The sequence below is a fragment of the Bifidobacterium sp. ESL1130 genome (genome assembly GCF_058507935.1).
This window is the reverse complement of record NZ_CP196379.1, coordinates 1,855,586-1,877,013: the sequence shown is the minus strand read 5'-3', so window position 1 is coordinate 1,877,013 and position 21,428 is coordinate 1,855,586. Positions and strand designations below refer to the sequence as shown.

General features: G+C 56.6%; 18 protein-coding genes, 1 tRNA gene and 1 pseudogene. 6 read left to right on the top strand and 14 right to left on the bottom strand.

The features are described from left to right. Nucleotides 1–499: 499 nt before the first annotated feature. Nucleotides 500–1,219, top strand: coding sequence for a type 1 glutamine amidotransferase (locus ACSYSO_RS07475; RefSeq protein WP_491701750.1), 720 nt, complete (start codon nt 500–502; stop codon nt 1,217–1,219). Nucleotides 1,220–1,261: 42 nt separating this feature from the next. Here the strand turns inward: ACSYSO_RS07475 and ACSYSO_RS07470 are convergent, their stop codons facing one another. Further along, nucleotides 1,262–1,876: a PadR family transcriptional regulator gene (locus tag ACSYSO_RS07470; RefSeq protein WP_491701749.1), complete on the bottom strand. Its 615-nt coding sequence runs from the start codon at nt 1,874–1,876 to the stop codon at nt 1,262–1,264. Nucleotides 1,877–2,250: 374 nt separating this feature from the next. On the opposite strand from ACSYSO_RS07470, the gene ACSYSO_RS07465 reads away from it, so the two are divergent. From ACSYSO_RS07465 to ACSYSO_RS07455, 3 genes and pseudogenes are all read left to right on the top strand, one after another. Continuing rightward, complete coding sequence (locus ACSYSO_RS07465; protein WP_491701748.1) at nt 2,251–2,916, top strand: DUF4097 family beta strand repeat-containing protein; 666 nt, start codon at nt 2,251–2,253, stop codon at nt 2,914–2,916. Nucleotides 2,917–3,009: 93 nt separating this feature from the next. Next, nucleotides 3,010–4,882, top strand: a pseudogene (locus ACSYSO_RS07460) (ABC-F family ATP-binding cassette domain-containing protein); the annotation flags it as partial. Next, nucleotides 4,864–5,340 (top strand): hypothetical protein, encoded by a 477-nt coding sequence (locus ACSYSO_RS07455; protein WP_491702083.1) that lies wholly within the window; start codon nt 4,864–4,866, stop codon nt 5,338–5,340. The pseudogene ACSYSO_RS07460 and the gene ACSYSO_RS07455, both read left to right, overlap by 19 nt. Before the next feature lie 155 nt (nt 5,341–5,495). On the opposite strand, the gene ilvN is transcribed toward ACSYSO_RS07455, so the two are convergent. The 8 genes from ilvN to coaD form a co-directional block, all read right to left on the bottom strand. Then, entirely contained in the window at nt 5,496–6,050 is a 555-nt protein-coding gene (ilvN, locus tag ACSYSO_RS07450; RefSeq protein ID WP_489799402.1) for an acetolactate synthase small subunit, read from the bottom strand. Between the two features lies 1 nt (nt 6,051). Further along, entirely contained in the window at nt 6,052–8,001 is a 1,950-nt protein-coding gene (locus ACSYSO_RS07445; protein WP_491701747.1) for an acetolactate synthase large subunit, read from the bottom strand. Nucleotides 8,002–8,170: 169 nt separating this feature from the next. Then, nucleotides 8,171–9,049: a ribonuclease III gene (gene rnc / locus ACSYSO_RS07440; RefSeq protein ID WP_491701746.1), complete on the bottom strand. Its 879-nt coding sequence runs from the start codon at nt 9,047–9,049 to the stop codon at nt 8,171–8,173. A 27-nt stretch (nt 9,050–9,076) separates the two neighbouring features. Further along, nucleotides 9,077–9,217 (bottom strand): hypothetical protein, encoded by a 141-nt coding sequence (locus ACSYSO_RS07435; RefSeq protein WP_489799406.1) that lies wholly within the window; start codon nt 9,215–9,217, stop codon nt 9,077–9,079. Between the two features lie 81 nt (nt 9,218–9,298). Next, a complete protein-coding gene (gene rpmF / locus ACSYSO_RS07430) occupies nt 9,299–9,493 on the bottom strand; it encodes a 50S ribosomal protein L32 (protein ID WP_489799408.1) in 195 nt (64 codons plus the stop codon). Nucleotides 9,494–9,626: 133 nt separating this feature from the next. Further along, nucleotides 9,627–10,283 (bottom strand): YceD family protein, encoded by a 657-nt coding sequence (locus tag ACSYSO_RS07425; RefSeq protein ID WP_491701745.1) that lies wholly within the window; start codon nt 10,281–10,283, stop codon nt 9,627–9,629. Further along, complete coding sequence (locus ACSYSO_RS07420) at nt 10,280–11,071, bottom strand: ATP synthase subunit B family protein (RefSeq protein ID WP_491702082.1); 792 nt, start codon at nt 11,069–11,071, stop codon at nt 10,280–10,282. The genes ACSYSO_RS07425 and ACSYSO_RS07420 overlap by 4 nt, the downstream gene beginning before the upstream one ends. Before the next feature lie 214 nt (nt 11,072–11,285). Beyond that, on the bottom strand, nt 11,286–11,798 hold the full coding sequence (coaD, locus tag ACSYSO_RS07415) for a pantetheine-phosphate adenylyltransferase (RefSeq protein WP_491701744.1): 513 nt from the start codon (nt 11,796–11,798) through the stop codon (nt 11,286–11,288). Between the two features lie 130 nt (nt 11,799–11,928). On the opposite strand from coaD, the gene ACSYSO_RS07410 reads away from it, so the two are divergent. Together ACSYSO_RS07410 and ACSYSO_RS07405 are read left to right on the top strand one after the other, a co-directional pair. Then, complete coding sequence (locus ACSYSO_RS07410; protein WP_489799585.1) at nt 11,929–12,228, top strand: DUF3039 domain-containing protein; 300 nt, start codon at nt 11,929–11,931, stop codon at nt 12,226–12,228. Nucleotides 12,229–12,336: 108 nt separating this feature from the next. Continuing rightward, nucleotides 12,337–13,404: a zinc-dependent alcohol dehydrogenase family protein gene (locus ACSYSO_RS07405; protein ID WP_491702081.1), complete on the top strand. Its 1,068-nt coding sequence runs from the start codon at nt 12,337–12,339 to the stop codon at nt 13,402–13,404. Nucleotides 13,405–13,533: 129 nt separating this feature from the next. Here ACSYSO_RS07405 and ACSYSO_RS07400 read toward each other — a convergent pair whose 3' ends face one another. The 5 genes from ACSYSO_RS07400 to ACSYSO_RS07380 form a co-directional block, all read right to left on the bottom strand. Further along, nucleotides 13,534–13,848 carry a hypothetical protein gene (locus tag ACSYSO_RS07400; protein ID WP_491701743.1) on the bottom strand — a complete coding sequence of 105 codons (315 nt, stop codon included), beginning with the start codon at nt 13,846–13,848 and terminating at the stop codon, nt 13,534–13,536. Nucleotides 13,849–14,190: 342 nt separating this feature from the next. Continuing rightward, complete coding sequence (locus ACSYSO_RS07395; RefSeq protein WP_491701742.1) at nt 14,191–15,141, bottom strand: restriction endonuclease; 951 nt, start codon at nt 15,139–15,141, stop codon at nt 14,191–14,193. Nucleotides 15,142–15,523: 382 nt separating this feature from the next. Continuing rightward, entirely contained in the window at nt 15,524–18,376 is a 2,853-nt protein-coding gene (locus tag ACSYSO_RS07390) for a mucin-binding protein (protein ID WP_491701741.1), read from the bottom strand. 242 nt (nt 18,377–18,618) lie between these two features. Then, the gene (locus ACSYSO_RS07385; protein WP_491701740.1) at nt 18,619–20,931 is read right to left on the bottom strand and encodes an RCC1 domain-containing protein; all 2,313 of its coding nucleotides are present in this window, start codon (nt 20,929–20,931) and stop codon (nt 18,619–18,621) included. Nucleotides 20,932–21,319: 388 nt separating this feature from the next. After that, nucleotides 21,320–21,404, bottom strand: a tRNA-Ser gene (locus ACSYSO_RS07380). Nucleotides 21,405–21,428 lie beyond the last annotated feature (24 nt).

Below are 21,428 nucleotides of genomic sequence, written 5' to 3'. Positions count from 1 at the left end.
AGTCATATCACGCCGCCAATCTGGGTAAGGCCTGTGCCGATGTATGTAAATTACTTAAAACCTGAAATCTCGCGGTTCTTAAGCTTGTGTAATGTCCTTTAAGCCTATGATGTTTGTCAGACAATCCACGGCGCGACGCTCCACACACCACGGCCAACGCCTCGTTTTTGTTCCGTGAGTACTTTTCCAAATATCGAGAGCTATGCCCGAATACAAGAATGGCGAAATATCAACGATCTCGGCTTCGAGCAGATATATGACTGTCAGATTTCCAGTTTGAGAGGATATTTTGGGGGTATGGCAGGAGCGAGGTGGGCGGATGGGCGGTTGGGGGTGATTGTCGTGCTTGATCGTGCGCGACTGTAATGGCACTTGAGGGATGTGCGTGGCTGGATTTGTGGTTGAAGTACTGCGACAGTTTTGTAGATGAAAATGACTGTTTGAGTCAATATTGAGTGCATGCACAGGCTATGGCAAGACAAAATGGCATAATGGTGGTATGACGACGGCGAAAGTGCTTATTGTGCAGCATGTGCCTTGGGAGAAACCGGGGAGAATTCTCGATAGTCTCGACGACTACGGGGTGAATTCTCAAACGGTCAACCTGGTACAAGATGAGGCTATGGAAGACAGCGATGTCAACGATTTCTCAGGTTTGGTGCTGATGGGCGGGCCAATGGGGGCTGCCGACACGGAAACCTATCTAGGGTTGAAGACCGAGGCGAAAATGGTGCGCCGGGCGGTAAAGGCTGGTATGCCGGTGCTGGGTGTGTGCTTGGGGCATCAGATTATCGCTACTGCGTTAGGCGCGAAACTGGAACGCGCCAAGCATGCTGAGCTGGGGTTTGCTCCCATCAGTAAGGTGGCGTGCAATGACTACTTTTCGATGTGGAACAAGAAGCTGAATGTCTTGCATTGGCATGGCGATAAGGTTTCACTGCCCGAAGGCGCGCAGCTGCTCGCCAGCTCCGAGCACACGAAGAATCAGGCGTTTTGCTACAAAACAGCCATCGGATTCCAATTTCATATGGAAGTCACGGCAACGTTGCTGGATGAATGGCTTGCTGAGCCGAAGATGACGGAAAACCTCAAGAAATCGCAGATTGCGCAAATTCGTGATGATTTTGCGCGCTATGACTGCGAGGTGCAGCCACTTGCCGAGCAGGTGTTCTCAGCCTTCGCCACGCGCTGCAGTACCTACGCGCAGTCGATGGAATGACTGTGAGGTGGGCGTCAGTGCAGTGTGGGTGCCGGTGAAACCTCACGATGAGACTGTAGTTGTTTTGTCTTTTGATGCTTTGCTGTAGTAGGTGGGCAGCCGTTTGAGGAATTCTTTCAGCCACGCTGTCTCGGCCATGATGGCGGCTTTTTCGTAGTGGAAGATTTCTTGGGTATAGGAATTCGACGCAGCTGCGTTTGAGGTGTTCGAGACGCCCGGAGTGTCTGCGGTGCCCGAATCGTACGAGGCATCAGAAGCGGCTGTTGGAAACCAAGTTTCCATGGCATCGTCAAATGCTTCGAGAAATGCTGTGTTGTTCTGTAGCCGTCTGCGGCAGGCGCGCGTCACGTCTTCTTCGGGGATGTAGGGGATGAAGCACAGCACTGGCATGAGATCGCCGGGTTGGGGTTGTGGATTGTCGAGCTTTTCGTGCACCAATGCCAGAAACTCTTGCCGGCCTTTGTCGGTGATGCGGTAGCGGTATTGCGTTGGCCTGTTTTCGGTTTTGCTGGTGGAATCGAATTGCAGCATCCCGCTTTTACTCAGGTGTTTGAGCTGGTTGTAGATGGATGCGCGGGCCACGCCGGCCCATCTGTCCGCGTTCCAGGCTTTGAGTTCCTTCTCGATTTCATACCCGTACGTTGGCTCGCGGAGCATGACCACTCCAAGGACGAGTAGTTTAGTATCGCGCGCGCCCACACCTGCTCCATCAAATAGGGAAAATGATAGAAAATAATTATAGCTTATCCAGTTGTTGACAAAGGAAGCGTTTTCCTATATAGTAAAATTTACCTATTTAAAAAGGTGAGGATTTCTCATTTGGATGGAGTCCTTTCCACTAGATTTGTTCGGTTCTCGTACCTCGACGGAACGGTCTTAGACCGTTTAATGAAGAAGCAAGGGCAGGTTATATGACGGATAATTCCATATTCGAAGTGCAGAGCCGCTCAATAGATGCCATGATAAGTGGCCTCTATATGAACGGTCAGGTGTGCCAGCTGCCTGAACTGTCCCAGTGAGAAAGAAGGACCATGCTCGGATTGGAACGATATGGCAAGCTCATGAAACTGGACACGATTGACTCTTTATCGGTGTCCACCGGGGACGTGCGACTGATGGTAAAGCAATCCAATCAGCCAGGCATATATCTTCGTTGTTGCGCTTCAGATTGCTTCACGGTAACCGTGAACGACTCGCATGCGCTGACTATAACCCAGAAAACTTCAGCTTGGAAGAAGAAGTCTCAGCAGGAAAAGCCTTCGCTTTCATGGTTGTGGACTACCCCGTCCCTGGTGGTGGCGCTGCCCGCGTTCAAGCCGCTTCATATCTTGAATGTGGAGACGTCTTCAGGAGCTGCCTATGTCGAGGACATTGAAGTTGGCACCTTGCATTGTTCGGTAACGAGCGGATCGCTGCGGATGCGGCGCGTACAGTGCGCAAATGCAGCGATTTCGGGCGTGTCCAGCAGCATCGTTTCCCAATCTCTGCGGGTCCGTGAACGATGCGAACTTTTCGCCTCCTCGGCACGAATATCCTTGCGTGGCAGCCTCACTCCCGCAACCGGGTACCACGTGGAATCGAATAACGGCTCGGTGGCTCTGGGAGCCGAGCGTCTGACCGGTACCGTAACCCGTGATCGGCAGGGCTCGCCCTTCTATTCCATTGTCGGCAATGCTTCGCGGGTGGAAATTCTCTAGGCTGGCCCTATCATCAGGCTGCCGCGTTGTGTCTTCGCCAAGCCCTGCACCCAAGAGCGCAATGCCCTGCTCTGGCGGTAGCATGAACTTATTATGCCTACTTTTGATTTGGGATTCGAACACGTTTCGCTGGAATTCGCTACCAAGACCATCTTCACCGACGTTACCATCGGCGTGAACGAAGGCGATCGCATCGGCATTGTGGGCAAGAACGGTGACGGCAAATCCACGCTGCTGCAGCTGTTTTCCGGCGCTCGCCAGCCAGATAGTGGCAAGGTGAGCCGGCGCGGCGGTCTTACCTTCGGCATGCTTGACCAGCGTGACCCGCTCGACGACAATGCCACGGTACGTGAAGCTGCGCTCGACGGGCGTGAGGACTACGAGTGGGCTGCCGACACGCGTTCGCGTGATGTGGTGGAGGCTCTTCTGGGCGGTCTGAACCTGGAAGTCACAGTCGGCTCGCTGTCCGGAGGCCAACGCCGCCGTGTGGATTTGACCCGGCTGCTGCTTAAGGATTGGGATATTCTGGCACTTGACGAGCCTACGAACCATTTGGACATCGTCACCATCCACTGGCTTGCCGAACACCTGAAAAACCGCTGGGGCAAAGGGCAGGGTGCGCTGCTGCTGGTCACCCACGACCGCTGGTTCCTTGACGAGGTGTGCGAGTCGATGTGGGAAGTGCACGACGGGGTGATCGACCCGTTCGAGGGCGGTTACAGCGCCTACATGCTCCAGCGTGTGGAGCGCGACCGGCAGGCTGACATCCGCGAGGAACGGCGTCGAAACTTGGCTCGCAAGGAGTTGGCTTGGCTTACCCGTGGTGCTCGGGCTCGCGCCACGAAGCAAAAGTTTCACGTGAAACAAGCGCATGCGCTTATCGACGATGTGCCGCCGATGCGCAATACGCTTGAGTTGCAGCAGATGGCGACCTCGAGGTTGGGCAAACAGGTGGTCGATCTGACCGATGTCACCCAGATTTTCGAGCACGAGCAGGGAACAACGGCATCAAGCCAAACGGCTGAGGTATCGGGGAATGGTGTTCAGCACTCTGAACCCGAGTCCGAGAGGGTTTCGCCGTCTCAGGTTGACACGGTGCATGCGCTGTACGAAGAGCCGAAAGTGTACGGTTCGGTGGAGCTGGCAGTGGACGACCTGACCGACGAGCGGATTGTCGAGGCTCGGTCGGGTGCGGGGATTGACGGTCATGGTGCCGACGGCTCTCACGGTGATGCCGACGGGCAGAACGCTGCGGAAGGTGTCGGTTGCGATGCTGCTGACGGTGTTGATGGTACGGACAGTGACGGTGTGAACCACCCCACTTCAGCCGCTCAGCGAGTGACGGTTTCGGGCCGCAAAGTGCTCGACGACGTGACATGGCTTATCGGTCCGGGTGACCGGTTCGGCGTGGTCGGCGCGAACGGTGCTGGCAAGTCAACATTGCTCAGCATTATCGATGGTACGCTGCAGCCCACGGTCGGCCGTGTGAAAATAGGCAAGACCGTCAAGTTTGCCGTGCTTACCCAGCGTCTTGATGAGCTGGAAAAGTTGGGCAAATACAAGATCAAAGAGGTACTCAGCCGTTACAAACCCACATACGAGGTGGGCGGCAAAGAGGTGACGACCGGTCAGCTTATGGAGAGGCTCGGCTTTGAGGCCGCGCAGCTGATGACCCCGATTCGTGACCTTTCCGGCGGTCAGAAGCGCCGCATGCAGCTGCTGCTCATTCTGTTGGACGAACCGAACGTACTCATTCTCGACGAGCCAGGCAACGATTTGGATACCGACATGCTCGCGGTAATGGAGGATCTGCTCGATACCTGGCCCGGCACGCTCATCGTGGTCTCGCACGACCGGTACTTGCTGGAGCGAGTCACTGATCAGCAGTTTGCGCTTATCGGCGGCAAAGTACGCCATTTGCCCGGTGGGGTGGATGATTATCTGGACATGGTGGAGCGCATCCAGCGAGGTGAATCTCTGGACGAGTTGGATGCGCGGCGCGCAGGTCGGCGTGGTGCGGCTGGGGGAAGTGCCGGTACTGGCAAAGCGAAAGACAGCAATGCCGGAAACAGTCGTGCCGGAAACGACAGTACTGATGCTCGCCAAGAGGCGGCCAATGCGGTTTCGGGAAGCAACAACAGTTCGACGGATACTCACGATTCTGGCGGTAGTGCTTCCAATAGCGTAGGTTCGCCGAAACTCACCGGTAAGGCCTTCCATGATGCCACTCGACGTATCTCGGCCATCGAACGCAAACTCGCCAAGATTGAACAGACCAAAGCCGACATTGAATCGCAGATGGCCACGCATGATCCCAGCGACTTTGAGGGATTGGGGCAGCTGAACAGTCGTCTTGCCGAAGCTGCGGACGAGGCGGAAGAATTGGAGATGGAATGGATGGAGTTAAGCGAGCAGATTGAGTAGGTAACTGCGCTGAGTAGGTAGAATTGCGCTGGGCAGGCCGCAGCAATCACACCAACGGGCATCTGGTTCTTGGTTTAGGCAGCGGCGGCGCTACCGTTGCCTAAACCAAACATGCTGAACTACGATGCCAGCCTGACCGTGCAGCAAATCAGCGTCTAGCGTCCTTTTATCGCCGATCCGGCGACCCGCTCGCTCAGTGCGTGAGGCCCGCGCGTCACTGCGACGGCACCGGAACGTACCAGTTCAATAACGCCATACGGCTGCAGCAGCCCTAGCAACGCTTCGATTTTGCCTTCAGCGCCTGTGGCCTCCACCGTGAGTGATTCGGAGTGCACATCCACCACGCGCACACGGAACAGGTTGACGATTTCGAGGATATCCGATCGGTTTGCTGCGGTGGCGGCCACCTTGATGAGCACGAGTTCGCGTTCGACCGCTGTTTCGGCATCCAAATCCACGATTTTCAGCACGTGCAGCAGCTTGTTGAGCTGTTTGATGATCTGCTCAAGCGGGCCTTGTTCCACGTCAGCAGTGACGGTGATACGTGAAATATCGGGCCGTTCGGTGGGGGAGACGGACAGCGAGTTGATGTTGAACGCGCGGCGTGCGAAGAGGCCGGAGACCCGGGCGAGTACGCCGGGACGGTTCTCCACAAGCACCGAAAGGGTATGACGGCGCGAGTTGGGCTGGGACGCGGGGTAATCGGTCATGTCAGGCCTCCTTGGCGGTGGAATCGGTGTTTTGGCTGCCTTCCGAAGCGTGCAGCAGCGGCTGGATGCCGGGCATATAGGTCATCTCATCGTTAGATGTGGCTGCCGGAACCATAGGCCAGACCATCGCGTCTTTCCACACCACGAAGTCGATGAGCACCGGCCGGTCGTTGATGGCGTTGGCCTGCTTAATGGCGGCGACTGCCTCTTCCTTGGTACGGGCTCGCAACCCAACGCATCCATAAGCTTCGGCGAGTTTGACAAAATCAGGGATACCGACCAGCTCGGCACCGTTGTTAACGTTATCGCCGTTTTCAGCGTTACCGGCATTGCTGCCATTATCAGCCGTACTGTTGCTGTCGGTCGTGCCGCGCTTCGCCTGTGCTATGCCGTCGCCCTCCTGCAGATTGGTCTGCGAGTAGTGCTGCTGGTAGAACAACGTCTGCCATTGGCGCACCATGCCGTACACCTCGTTGTCGAGGATGGCGATTTTGACAGGTGTACCGTCTACGGTGGCTGCGGCAAGCTCCTCGGAGGTCATCTGGAAGCTACCGTCGCCGTCGATAAGCCATACGGGCCGTGGCGTATGGCTTTCCTGCGTGCCCACACTGGCGCCAATCGCGGCGGGCAGACCAAAGCCCATAGTGCCCAAACCTCCGGAGGAAAGCCAAGAGTGAGGTTGTTCGAAGTCGATGAGTTGAGCGGCCCACATCTGGTGCTGGCCAACCCCTGAAGCCCAGATGGTGGACGGGTCGGCGAATTGAGAGAGTTGTTCCACAACCCATTGCGGGGCCAGTGTTCCGTCACTCGGGTCGGCGTATGTGGTGGGGTAGTCGCGCTTCCACGAGTTGATGAGCTGCCACCACGCGCTCAGATCTGGCTTGCCGTGCTCGTGCTGTTGGGTTTCGATGGCGGCGATGAGTGCAGTGAGCACTTCCGCCACGTCACCCACGATAGGCACATCTGCTTGGCGGCGCTTGCCGATTTCGGCCGGGTCGATGTCGATGTGGATGACTTTGGCGCTGGGGGCGAACGCGCTGAGCTTGCCGGTGACCCGATCGTCGAACCTGGCGCCGATGGCGACCAGCAGGTCGCACTGCTGCACCGCTCCCGTAGCTGGTACGGTGCCGTGCATGCCCAGCATGCCAAGGTTATGCGGGTCGCTGTCCGGCAGCACGCCGCGTGCCGGCAATGTGCAGGTGACGGGTGCGCCGGTCAGATCGGAGAGTTTCTTGACCAGAGAACCGGCGTCGCTGCGCGCAGCTCCGCCTCCCACGTAGAGTACGGGGCGGAATGAGCGCTCGAACAGTTCGGCGGCGGCGGTGATGGTATTGCCATGGGGCTTGGTGGTGGGGCGGTAGCCGGGCAGAATCATGCGCTGTGGCCATGAGTAGTGCAGTGTGCCGTTCTGTGCGGTTTTGGTAAGGTCGACCACCACTGGTCCGGGGCGTCCGGATTGGGCGATGTAATAGGCTTCCGAGAGCACTCGTGGAATGTCTTTCGCGTCGGTGACCAAGTACGAGTGCTTGGCCACGGGATAGGTGATGCCCACGGTGTCGGCTTCTTGGAAGGCGTCGGTGCCGATGGCGTCGGTGCCTACCTGACCGGTGATGACCACGAGCGGTATGGAGTCCATGTTGGCGTCTGCGATGGGGGTGACCATGTTGGTAGCGCCCGGCCCTGAGGTGACGATGCAGACGCCCACCTGCCCTGTGGACACTGCGTAGCCTTCTGCCGCATGACCTGCCGCTTGCTCATGCCGCATAAGCACAAACCGGAACTTGGTACTGTCGTCAATGGCATGATACACCGGCAGAATCGCGCCGCCGGGAATGCCGAACACACTGCGGACACCGAGATCTTCGAGCGTGCGTACCAGCGCCTGCGCCCCGGTCATGGTTTCGCCGTTTGACCGATCCTCGTCACTCTCCGGCGATGGCCCTTTTGCCATGCTGTTCAGTGCTTGCAATGGTGTTGCTGCCACAATTCCCCCGTTCGCTGCGCCGACGTGTTGGAATCATTGTAAAAGCAACACCCGTATAAGGTGCGTTGGTGTTTCGGATGGTGGAAGGTAATGTCTGTTCGGCTCGGAGAAAGCCAAACGGCCTAAATGCCTGCTGTCAGTTGCGTTGTGTCGAGTCGCGCTTGTCGCTGTGCCTGCCGCCCTTGTTTCCCGTATGTTGTTCTGGGTGCCGGTCGAGTTCGGTCCAAGCCAATTGCGCGGCTTTGAGCTGTGCCTTGCGCTTGCTGGGGCCAGTGGCGGTGCCCAGCACCTCGTCGCTGCCTTCGAGCATGGCCTGAGCGGTGAACTCGGGTGCGTATTCCGGTCCTCCGACCGCCATGCGGTAGTGCGGTTCTCCGAGTCCAAGCTGGTGCGCTTTGACGGTGAATGAGGTCTTCCAATCCAATGCGGGGCCTTCGGTTGCCACCTCGGCGAGTGTGTCGTCGATGAGATTGTGCACCACGCGTCTGGCTTCGTCGATACCGTGCTCCACGAATGTGGCGCCAATGAGCGCTTCGACGATGTCGCACAGAATCGAGCTTTTGTGTGCGCCGTCGTCATCCGCCTCTCCTCGACCCAGCAGAATGTATGGGCTCACCTGGAGTTTGGTGAGTGCGATGTTCGACAGCGATTCCTCCGATACGGCTTTGGCACGCATTTTGGCCAGCTGCCCCTCATTCATGTCGGGGTGAACGCGGTACAAGGTCTCGGTGGAGACGAACTCGAGGACCGCATCGCCGAGGAATTCGAGTCGTTCGTAGTTGGGGGCGCCCTCGTGCTCGTGGGAGAAGGACCGGTGGGTGAGGGCCTGCACCATCAAGTCGGGTTGCAGCGTGGTGCCGAGTCGTTCCAGTAGGGCGTTCGGTGCTGCCGTGTCGGCTTGGGGACGGTCAGGATCGAGGTTTTCGGTCACTTGGCTTTGGTTCTGGCTGGCCTGATTATCAGGCTCTGCTTGGGCTTGCTGATGTTGCTGCTTGAGCTGGGATTCATCGGTCATAGGGACTCCTGTGCGACGCTGTGGCGTTTATATGGTGCGGGTCTGAACGTAGTGGGTGTCAATGCGTGCTCTGGCGCCAGTGTTGGTATCAGTGCTTTGGTGTGACTGCGAGGTCTGGTCGGGAGCGCTCACTGCGGTTGTGTTGATGTTGTCTGCCTTGCGATTCACTGCTCCTCACCCATGGCAAAGGCCCTGCCACCCGTCGATGGCAGGGCCTTTGCAAAGCGATCTGTGCCGCTTGGCTGCACGCTACTTGCTGAGCGTGGAGCTGATGGCTTCGCGGTATACGCGACCGCGGAAAGAACCGCAGCTCGGGCAGGCCATGTGCGACAGCGTCGGGGCGCCGCAGTTGGGGCAAGCGAAGGTGTTCGCCGCCTGTGCCTTCCATGCGGAGCGACGGGTGTGCGTGTTGGCTCGCGAAGTCTTGTACTTTGGCAGTGCCATGATTTCCTCTATTTCGTTCGAACTAGGTGCTTAAGCGTGGTTCATTCTACGGTAAGCCCAGTACAAGAAACGGCATGATAGTGCCATACCTGTAGTTTTGCACGGTTTGCCGGATGCGCGTTTTGGCTGATATCTACTTGTTGGCGGATTCTTGTTTCGCTTCTAATGAACTTTTCAGTCCGGCCAATGCGGAGAACCGGTCGTCGATTTCATCGTGACCGTGATCGGGGTTGTCGTTGAGATTCACGCCGCATTTCGGGCACAGCCCTTTGCAATCTGGCTGGCACAGTACTTGCAACGGCAGGTTTTCGACGAGTGTGTCGCGCAGCAGGGCTTCGAAATCGGCGATGGTGCCTCCTGCGGCCAGCGGATACACGTCAGCCGATTCATCTTCTTCCGCGATGATATCGACCTCTGACTGTTTGGAGTTTTTGCTGTGCTTGCCTTGTTCTTCTGCGCTTTCGTAGGGGAAGAACGTGGTGACGTTCACGCTCCAATCGCGCTGTATGGGATTGAGGCAGCGGGTGCATTCGGCGTGCACCGGCGCGCTGAACGTGCCGTTGAAAATCAGGCCATCCACGATGGAATCGAACGAACCGCTTACTGCGACCTGACTGCCCTCATCAACGCCTACAATGTTGTCGCCGATGCCGCTGGGGGCAGGGAAACTGGTGTCGACGTCCTGGCTCTGGCCCGTACGAGACGCTACTTGAGCCACATCGAAGGCCCACGGGGAATCCTGTGGGCGGCCGGGCTTTGCAGAAGCGTCGTTCGGTTGGTTGTGTGTCATTGTTCCTCCGGCAATACCTGCTGATCATGATTGCTCTTGGCCAACTGGCGCGCGGCGACATCCTCGCGTTCGGCGAGCACGTCAAGTCCGTTCTGCACATCCTGCCCGAGTTTGTTGATCTGTTCCTGCAGGCCATTCATCACTTGTGAGCAGTAGTTGTTGGCGCCTTGGGTGAGCTTGTTGGCCTTATTCTGCGCTTCGGTCAGGATTTTGCGGGCACGCTGCTGAGCCAGTTCGGTGACGCGCTCGTGGCCGGCCAGGAACTGAGCCTGTTCTTCGGCATCCTGCTTGGTCTGCGCGGCGGTGCTTTGTGCACTCGCAATGATGGATTGTGCCTGTGCCTGCGCGTTTTCCAAACGGCGTTCGGCTTCGCGCATCAGTGAGGAGGCGCGCTCAAGCTGAACTGGAAGCATGGTTTTCAGGTCGTGCAGTTGATCGGCGAGTTCGTCACGATCCACGCGCACCGTTCCCGGGGAGAAGATGCTGGTTTTGGCGCCATCGAGCATGGCTTCGAGCTGGTCGATGACGTCATACACCGTGGTGAATTCGTCACGGCTTTTGCGTATCTCCGGGTCTTCGTCCTCGCTCTCGCGCAAATCGGGCAGATCCTGCGAGGAGAATGAAGCCATGTTCGGCGTAGCTTGTGCGGGTTCGGACGCGGGCGCGTACTGCGGCTCTTCCGGGAGTTCCTCCTGGAGCTTTGGCGCACTCGAAGCCTGCTGCTGCTCGGCTTGCGCGGCAGCCTCGGTCTCATTGGCCTGTGCGGTTAACGTTGCCTGCGCGGCCAAAGCTGCTTGTGCTGCCTGGGAAATATTGCCGTCGTTGGTCTCGTCGAGGTCTGTTTCAGTGCCAAAGCTCGTGTCCCCGTACCCGACGGCTTCGGTCTCGCCTGCCGTGGTGTGGTTTTCCGTCGCTCGGTCTGTGCGTTGCCCTGAGGCCATGTTGGAGAGTGTGAAGGTGTCGTCTGTCATGTCGTCGTCCAGTTCCGTTCCTTGATTCGGATTAGCCATGATGCCTCGTTTCTGTGTGTACCTCGTTGTGCAAAGCTTCGATAAGCAGCGGTGCCACGTTGTCGGGCACCATGCCGGTGATATCGCCGCCGTGGCGAGCCACATCCTTCACAATGGAGCTGGAGATGTGTTCAAGAACAGGGTCGGCGGGCAAGAACAAGGTTTCCACGCCGGAAAGTTTACGGTTGACGAGGGCCATGCCTAATTCGGCCTCGTAGTCGCCGTTTTGGCGCAGTCCCTTGACGATGGTGGTGGCGCCCACTTGTGAGCAGTAGTCGGTAATCAAACCGGTGCTGGAGGTGACGGTGATGTTGTTGTATCCGTCTCGTGCCAGAGCTTCTTTGATGATGGACACGCGCGTCTGCGGTGCGAACAGGGGCGTTTTTGCAGCATTGACCGCTACGAGCACGTGCACTTCTCCGAAAATGCGCGCGCTACGCTCGATTACATCCAAATGCCCGGCTGTGACCGGGTCGTAGGAGCCGGGGCACACTGCGATAGTCATACGCACCAGATTAGCGCTTGAGGCTGATAACGACAGGTGGGTAAATGCGTCAAGTAAGATGGAAATGTATGGTAAGAATCGGCGCGTGAAGGAGTACATGATGCTTAGAACCGAGCGGAGTGCGGCGAAGATGTTTGATGACGAGAACGAAGGGGGAGCGGGAATTCCCAATGATCCCAATGCGCCTGGCGAAGGCGGCGGCACCGCAGTATTGGAACGTCCCCAGACCGAGGATCAGCGCCAGCAAGACGGGACCGGGGATGCCGATCGTTTCTCGCACTATGTTTCCAAAGAGAAAATGGCTGAATCACGCCTGACCGGGCGGCCGGTGGTGGCCTTATGCGGCAAGATCTGGGTACCGAAGCACGATCCTTCGAACTATCCGGTATGTCCGGACTGCCAGCGCATCTACGAAGAGATGCAGGGCTGATATTGACTTCGAGCGCATGAAGCAGGTTTACTGGGAAACTACAAACTGAGGGAGGCTTTTATGAGTGATATGGGTGCTACGGCAACGGCTACAGCGAGCGGCAGCACAATGCGTGCCGCCGTATTTGAAGGTCCGGGGCAGATAGCTGTGCGTGACGTGCCCATGCCGGTCATCGAGCAGCCCACCGACGCCATCATCAGAGTGATTCGTGCATGCGTGTGCGGGTCGGACTTATGGTGGTACCGCGGGCTCAACCCACGCCAAACCGTTACCACCACAGGGCATGAGGCCATTGGCATCGTCGAGGAGGTGGGATCTAGCCCCACGTTCCAACAGGGAGTAAACGGTGCGGAGCCCATCCGCCCCGGAGATTTTGTCATCGTCCCCTTCACGACCGGCTGCGGGCATTGCGCCGCATGCCGAGCCGGCTTCGATGGAAGTTGCCTCAACCCAGACAAAGTGGGCAAGAAGGGTTACCAGGCTCAATACCTGCGCTACCCACACGCCGACTGGAGCTTGGTGAAAATCCCCGGGCGGCCGCAGGACTACTCGGAAGAGACCCTCAACTCCCTGCTTGCGCTCTCCGACGTGATGGCCACCGGCTATCATGCCGCTGCCAGTGCCGAAGTGCGGGAAGGCGACACCGTGGTGGTGATGGGAGATGGTGCGGTAGGCCTATGCGGCGTGATTTCAGCAAAGCTGCGCGGTGCCGGGCGCATCATCGCCATGAGTCGTCATGAGGATCGGCAGGCGCTCGCGCGTGAATTCGGAGCTACTGATGTGGTCGCCGAACGCGGCGACGATGCGGTGGAAGCGGTGCGTTGCCTGCTGGGACAGAACAGTGATGGTGTGGGTGCGGCGTTGGAGTGCGTGGGTACCGAGCAGTCGCTTGATACTGCCTCCAAAGTGGTGAGACCTGGTGCTGTGGTGGGTCGGGTGGGGCTGCCGCAGATGGGCAGCACTGATACCACGAGCCTGTTCTGGCGTAATGTCGGGCTGCGCGGCGGCATTGCCAACGTTACTTCTTATGATCGGGAATTGCTGCTGAATGCTGTACTGAATGGGGAAATCAACCCGGGGAAAGTGTTTACGCAGCGCTTCGATTTGGACCATATCGCCGATGCCTACGCTGCGATGGATGAGCGTCGCGCCATCAAGTCGCTCGTGGTGCTCTAACGGCATACAACAGTGGGGATTGTGAAACTTATTGTTCGCAATCCCCACGGTCGCTACCATCGGTGTGCGTCTTTGCCTACCGTACGGTCTGTTTTCAGTTATGCTGAGACGACATCGTCTTGGTATCTATCAGTCCGCTGTGGCCTCGTGGACGGCTTCCTTTGCGTCATCTACTGCTTCACCGCCCTTGTCTTTAGCGGTCTCGGCGGCATCTTTGGCTTTGTCTGCCACATCTTCACCCTTGTCTTTGGCCTTGTCGGCAAAATCGCCGGCCTTGTCCTTGACGTTTGCAGCTGCCTCTTTCGATTTATCGGCTACGTCCTCAGCCGCATCTTTGGCCTTGTCTGCAACCTTACCGGCCACATCCTTGGCTTTCTCGGCTGCGTCGCGGGCGCCGTCCTCGACTTTGTGGGCCAGCTTAGTCGCTTCATTCTTGATGTCCATGATGTGTCCTTTCTCCCTTGGTTACTGACACCTTCAGTGTAGCTCTCAGTGGCTTGCTGGTGCGGGTTTTTACCAGCGGGCAAGCGTACGTGACAGTGGTATAATGTGACGCGTTTCACTTTTTGAGGATGGTGTTGTTGCGGCGACATACTTCGATTATGTGTTGCTTGGTGTGGGTTGTGGTTTAGCTTGCGAATGTGTCTGAAATGTACGCATTCGTGATGGTGAAGCCAGAAATGAGTACGTTTTGGTCGTTTTGCGGGGTTGTGCTTGTTTTGTGTGCGTTATGGTGTTGGTTGTTGCTGGGTGGTGAGGTTCGGATGGTCGCGTGAGCGTGTGGGTTCAGTATCGGTCACGCATATCTGCTGGTATATGGCGCATGATGTCGCCACGGGTGAGGTAGATGTGTGATGCAGGAATTACGGAATCAGGTAAGGATGTACCCCAGGCCTTGTGGCATAAACGGACAAGTTCTGTGCCATCGATGAGTTGCACTCCCGTTTGGCTGGCGAACTCGATGGCATCGGCAGTGAACGAGCTCGTGGTGACGACCATCATTTTCTCAGCATGAACAACTGCATTGGCACCCTGCAATTTTTGTATGATGGGGCGGCCGATATGGTGACGACGAGCGTAGCATTTACATTCCACAATGGTTTTGAGACCATTGGTTTCTGTGAGCATGATATCGAAGCCTCCGTCGCGCACGGGAGAGGTGACTCGAGCACTCTGATACCCTAGACTGCGGAACAGGTCGGCACAGAACTGTTCGAAATCTGTTGGCCGCTCTTGGAATTGTGCAATGATACTGTCTATGGAATTAATGTTGCGTCGTGATTGAATATGATTTGATCTGAACTGCCGCTTGCTCTGTTCTGCCGAGTTATACGGGATGGTCGCGCCATGAGCGCGGAAGTCGTTGACGCAATCGTAGAGTTCGAAGGGGCTTTTGCTTTCTAACTGCCAGGTGTCCAGTTTCAGTGTGCTTTTGGGCTGAATCACCGTCATATCATTCGTTCGTCTGTCGCGGGTTCCGTTGCGTTTGGCTGATTGCCAGTAGGGGTATTGGAGTTGGAATATGCCTATGCTGTAGGTGTTATTGGCATGTTTGACTTTGATGGATCCTGATAGAGTGACTCCGTATTGCTTGCGAATATGATGTTTACGCATCAGTTGCACGACGAATAGGAATGACCATACAACTACTGCGGCAATGATAACCAGCAGACCGAGCTGTATGGCGTACGTGACGTAGATTTGCTCGTCGCTGGTTAATACAGGTATGCTGCTCATGCCATATTCCTATCGATATTCGTTCAATATCTGCTTTCTAGTAGCCTCCGAACATTATAGGGTATGCCGCGTGCTGAGTGGGGCGATGGCGGACACGCAAGCTGTCTCTTGTGTATTACAGAGAGGTGCGGTTTCTCCTTTTGACGGATGGCGGACCCATAGGTATGTTTTCGGACATGTATCGACGGTATTGTGTCGGGATTCTACGTGTTGCTGATGAAGCTGAGAATGTGGATATGTTTTAGTTGGGCAGAGATACAGGTTTTCTTATTGATAGGGAGCAGTGCTAGTTATGAGGAAGGCCCGCACTGTTATAGTGTGGGCCTTCTGATTATGGTTGCCGGCTGGGTTGGTGGTTTATTTGTTCACTCGGCAGTCATGGTTATTTGGTGGTTCGTTTATTGCGTAGGTGGGTGAGCAAGGCTGCCATAGTGAGGAGTCCTAGGGCGATGAGGGTGCCGAGTAGGATTCCAGAGCCGCCGGTGAAGGGCATGCGTTGGACGGTCTTGTTGTACACCACGGTCACGGTCAGAGAGCGGTCGCTGGTGTCCGGGTTGGACGGATCCGTGGCTGTGAACGTGGTGCCGGCTATGTCGGTGGCGCCGTTGTGTTGGATGCCGGTGATCTCGCTGACGACCGGGGTCTTGGCGATATAACCTGACACAGTCGGGCTGTTGACCTTGGGCATGGTGGTGGCCGGGGTGTTGGCACTGCTGGCCTGCCACACGTACTTGCTCCAGTTGGCGGCACCGTCGATGCTGTCGTAAGCGACATTGTGGATTTGGTGTTGTGTCCAGGTGATGGTCTGCACGTTGTCTGCTGGTGGGGTGTCTATTGTGTTGTGGTTGAGTTTGTAGTGGATGGTTCTCACTGTCTTCTTAGTGATGTCTTTCTCAGGGTTGGCCTGCACGTACACGTACTCGTCCTGATCAAGGTTGTTGTCCATGTCGTAGGTGGTGTTCAACTGGAAGGTGATGGTGCGCTTCGCATCGGTGCCGGGGGCAAGCTGAGTCAGGCCTGCGCTCAGTTCTGCTGCATGGGCATGGCCGCCGAGTTGCACACTGTACTTTGAGAGTACGTTGGTTGCGGCGGTGCCGGAGAGTCCGGTGAAGGTTTCTCCTAAACCAGTGTTTTCGGTGCCGTCGGATGGCTGCCAGGAGGTTCCGTTGCTGGGAGTCGCGTCGCAGTCTTTACCACTGGTGGCGTCCGCAGAATTGGCATAGCAGGGCACTTGCACCACATGTACGTTGAGTTTCTGCGTGGCGAGGGTGTAGAAGTAGTACACATCCGTGGTGCCCCAACCGGCGGTGGAGCCGGCTGTTCCGGCTGCGACGATGTCGCCTGCCGTGTTGTAGGTTTTGCCGGTTTCTCCCGGGTAAGGAACGGTGAGGTTGCCTGTGGCCCATACGGTTTTACCACTGGTTTTGTTAGCGAGAGCTGTCAGTCCGGCCACACTGGAGTCCGTGGTGCCGAGGGTGGAGGCTATGGCCTGCCGTTGTGCCGCGGTCAGCGAACCCAAATCAGCGACGGTTAACGGCCGGTAGCCAGCCACATCAGCAGGCGAGGTAGGAGCGGAAGCAGTACCTTTGCCTCCGGTGATGCTGTTCGCCTTACCAGTCGGGTCGTCTGCGGTAGCGGCAACGGGACTCATATTAGCGCCGTCGAGCCCGACATAGTGGGATTTCACCATCGTCTGGCCGGACGCTGCGATGTTGACGGGCTGGGTGCTGCCAGTCAGGGCAGTATCTCCGCTGGGTGTGTTGATAGGAGTTCCGGTATCGTCGAATGACTTGAACGTTATCGTAGAGAGTGTGTACTGATCGGAGAGATTGAACTGGGGAATCATGCCCACGTAGGTCGCGCCTCGGTGCAAAATACCGTTGAAATATGTGATGGTAGCTTGCACGTCGGCATCCACGTTCGCATTGGGTGCTGCTGAAGAGATGCTTTTGCGGATGCTGTCTTCGATTTCTGCGTTGGTGAGTACCGTGTCTGCGAATTTGACGGTGGTGGCGCACCGGTAACTGCCGTCGGATTGACGGGAATACATGGCCACCGTCTTGCCTGTGGCATCGGCTTGTGTTCGCAACGCCACCTGGCTGATGTTATCGCCCGCGTTCGTCCAGTCTATGCTTCTCACCTGTGTGGAAGGCTCGTCGACGATGGGAGTGTTGTATCCAGGGTCGCCCTGGATTTTGTTGTTGCGTGCGGACACGTAGTAGACGCCGAGCTCATATTTGAAGTAGGCCGGTGTGATGCTCTGGTTGTTGGCGTTGATTTGGAAGTTCTGTTTAACGTCGTTTTCTGGCAGGGCGCCGACTTGGCCGCCGTTGCTGTTCATGTACGTCAGGTCGCTGTCAGAGCGGATGTGTTCGTGGTATTTAACGTTGTACACGTTGAATGTTTGTGAGGAGATGTTGTAGTTGAGCTGATCGACGCGCAGATGTATAGCATCTATGAGGTTGCTGAGTGCGTTGATGTGGAACGTGTAGGAGCGAACCGTGCCTGTCAATGTACTGTTGGTGCAGCTGCGGACGGATATGGTGTTGTCGTAGGGCAGTGCGCGCATTGCTGTCGGGTCGGTGGGCCAGTTGAACACCATGAGCACTTGGGCGCTAAACGAGAAGGTTTCAGTACCGACGTCGTGGCTGGTTTGGGTGACGTTTAAGACGAGTGCTTGCAGTGATTCGTCGTATTGGACTGTACCGACTTCATCGCCGCTGCTGGTTTTCAGCACTGCAGGGGTGCCGCCGCTGACGAATTTTGCTTTCGCGCCCGATGGGGCTGTAGTGGTGTGCGAGACAGTGGCAAGGGTGATTGAATTGCCGGCTACTAAAGAACTGGCGTTGACGCTGAACGAGCCGGTAGCGCCAAGGCGTTGGAATTGTTGTGCGAGCACTGTTTGTTCAGCTGGCTGGGCTGTGGTTGTTTCGCCTTTGAGCAAGATGATGTCTGATGTGGTGGCGTTGATGCTAGCGCCGCGTGTGGAGATTGAGGCGGCTGGTTCAGTTCCTAATGTGCCAAGTTTGCTGGGGGGGGGGGTAATGCCGTTGCTATTTTGAGCCGACCCGGCTGCTACTTGAGCTTCGCTGGCAGCGCCGTCTGCATAGGTGGAGGAGCCAGCGGCGAAAGCGGTGAGCAGTGTGGCTGCGGCAGCGATGCCGGCGACCAGGCGCGTGCGAGTGGATTTTGTGGCGCTGTTGGCACGTGTTGCGCTGGTGTGAGGCATACTCATGATGCATCCTTTACTGTGTTCTACATTGATTGCCGGGCTTAGCGCTGAATAACGTGCACTCGTGGAGCCGTGTGGCAATATCTTCATTTATGCGTCTTGCGGGTTCCTGTATCAAACAACATGCGACAGGTTCCGAACTGTAAAATATATTACATATAAATATCGACAACTATCGCATATTTATTGCATAAGGTTGATGATACGGGAATGCCGAGCATGATGTTCAGCATTGTGCAACAACACTACTGAGTGCGCAGCCAGTATTTTGACAGTACTGCTGCCAGTGTTATGAGTGCTGCTGCAAGCAGCATAGGAATGAGGTATGCCCAAGTAGCGCTGCTTCCGGTCAACGGCAGGCTGCTTGCTGTTTTGACATACGTGTATGTAAACCCGCTGGCAGTCTGTGATTCACCGCCACCAAGATTCCATGTCACCGAGACGTTGACTTTGCCGAGCTTGTGAGCCGGAGTCTTGGTCATCCACTGGTTGATGGGCTGTTCGAACGCTGGCTCAGCGCCGGGCAGTGTGCCGAAGGTGACGCGTGTGACTTGCGGGGCAGGCAGGGATAGCTGCGTGGGTTGGGATTGTGTGGTGTTGTGTGACAGCACGGTACCCCATGAATAGGTATTGCCGTTCTTGCCTACTGCTGTATTGCAGTTGCCGCTGGCACTGACTTGCTCGAATGCCACGCCTTCTGGCGCGCTTACTTTGACAGGCTTGCCGTGGTTGGCGGTGCTGTCGTTACCGAGCTGGTTGTATCCGCCCAAGCCCCAAGACCAAGCGGTACCGTCAGACGTGACTGTTACGACGTGGCTTGCACCTGCGCTGACCTGTGTGGGCTTGTCGCTGCTGGGAAGCTCGACTTTGCCTGGAATCATGCGGCTTGCAGTGGTGCCGTCGCCAAGCTGACCGAATTGATTCTTGCCCCATGCCCAGATATTGCCGTCGTTGCCGATGGCTGTGCTGAAGTCATTTCCTGCGCTTACTTGCGTGAGGAAAATGCCGGTCGGCATGGAGACTGATGCGGGTATGTTGCGGTTTACGGTGGTGTCGTCTCCGAGTTGTCCGTACGCATTGGAGCCCCAAGCGTAGGTCGTTCCAGTGTTGCTGATTGCTAGAGAGAAACCGTTGCCTGCGCTTATGCTGACAAATTGCGTACCATCAGGAGCTGCTGTTTTCACGGCCACCGGTTGGGATGTGTTGCTGCCGTCACCGAGCTGACCGGAATCGTTGGAGCCCCAAGCGTAGATGTTACCGTCTGCACCGAGCGCCAAAGCGTGGGAGGAACCGGCGCTGATGTTCTTTGCCTTGATGTCAGAAGGAAGCGTCACTTTGACTGGGGTGTTGCGATTGGTAGGCGTATTTGCGCTGTTGGGTTGCGTATCGGTGTCTGGCACGATGCCGAGCTGCCCACTCTGGTTGGTGCCCCAAGCGTAGATGTTGCCGTCATCGCCGAGCGCCAGAGAGTAGGAGGGGCCTGCGCTCACCTGAGTGAACCGCACTCCTGCCGGGACACGTACTTTCACTGGTTTGTTCATGCCTGAATCTGTGATGGTGGTTCCTGAATCTGCGGTGCTGCCATCTAAGGTGTTGCTATCTACACCGTTGCCGAGCTGCCCGGATTCATTGTTGCCCCATGCCCAAGTTGAACCGTCTGTGCCGAGCGCGAGTGAGTGGTCGGCGCCGTTGCTCACGTGGAAGAACCTGACTGGTGATGAGGGAGTGACGCCTACTGGTGTACCGCCTTGGCTCGATCCCTTGTCTGGTGTGACGGAGAACTTGCTCCAGTGTGCGGTAAGTTTGAGAGTGCGGGTTACGTTTTGTGTGAAATCGTAGGGTGTGCTGTTGATGAACCAGCCGTCGAATACCCAATCTTTGCGAGTTGGAGAGCTAGCAGGCATGGATACCGTGTCGCCCTGAGCGATGGTCTGGCATGTTTTTCCCGGTGCAACGCCAGAGCATGGAGCGGAGCCTTCCGGTAGCTTGCCTCCGGCAGGGTCGAAGGTGACTTCGTAGGCGGGTACGTCCAGATAGTTGTAGATGAGCTTGGCTTGTGGCTTTCCGGTGCCGCCTTGGGTCCAGTCGATGGTCATGGTCACCGGACCGGAGGCATGGGCAGGAGTGACGGTGGTCCACGTGTCGGTGGTGTCGTCGTAAGCGGGAGTGGTGCCTGGAGTGCCGTCGAAGGTGACGGAGATGAGGCGGATGTCGCTTTGAGAGGTCTTGGTGGGGTTGGCGGTGCTCGTGTCTGCTGAAGTTGGGTCGGAAGCGTCCGCTGGTTCCTGAGTAGAATCGTCGTTTTTGGCCTGTCCGCTGCTGTTGGGCTGTGATTCAGCGCTGCTTGGGGGAGTGATGCGGACGGTGTCGCCGCCGGAACTTGAGCCGGTGCGTGTGGAGGTGATGAACCCCTGCGGATCTTCGGGTGTGGTGAACTCTGCTACCGCAGGATGTGTCACCAAAGCCATGGAGAAAGCTGCGATGGCCACTGCTGCGAGTAGGAGACGGTTGGTGCCCCGCTTATCTGCCGTTGCAGCGTGTCGTATTGGTGAAGTCATCGGCACGTCCCCTTCTGTCTGTGTGGCCTCGGCTTGGTCGCAGAGACAAACAATCTGTATTCATTATTATAGTGATTTAGGACACATGCTGGGAGTCTAAATTGGGCTTGATGCAATGAACTGACCGGCATTCCGGTGAGGTTGGAGTAGCGCGCGTAAACGTGAAGAATGATAATCGGCAAATAAAGGTGAATTGTTTAGTTACCTATATAATTTAGTGACTTAAATCACATTGAGATGCACTTGCACAGAGCCGACCGCCGCATCTGCAGCTAGATATGTTGTTGAAATATTCTGTCTATGCAAACTGGAGCAGCCAGCTGTGGCAGAGATGAAATCTTAGGTAAGAAGCCCGGAACGCCAGACTTCAGCGTTCTGGGCTATTGAGCGGAGGATACGAGATTCGAACTCGTGAGGCTGTAACACCAACACGCTTTCCAAGCGTGCGCCATAGACCACTAGGCGAATCCTCCACAGACTGGTCTGTGTTGCCAAGA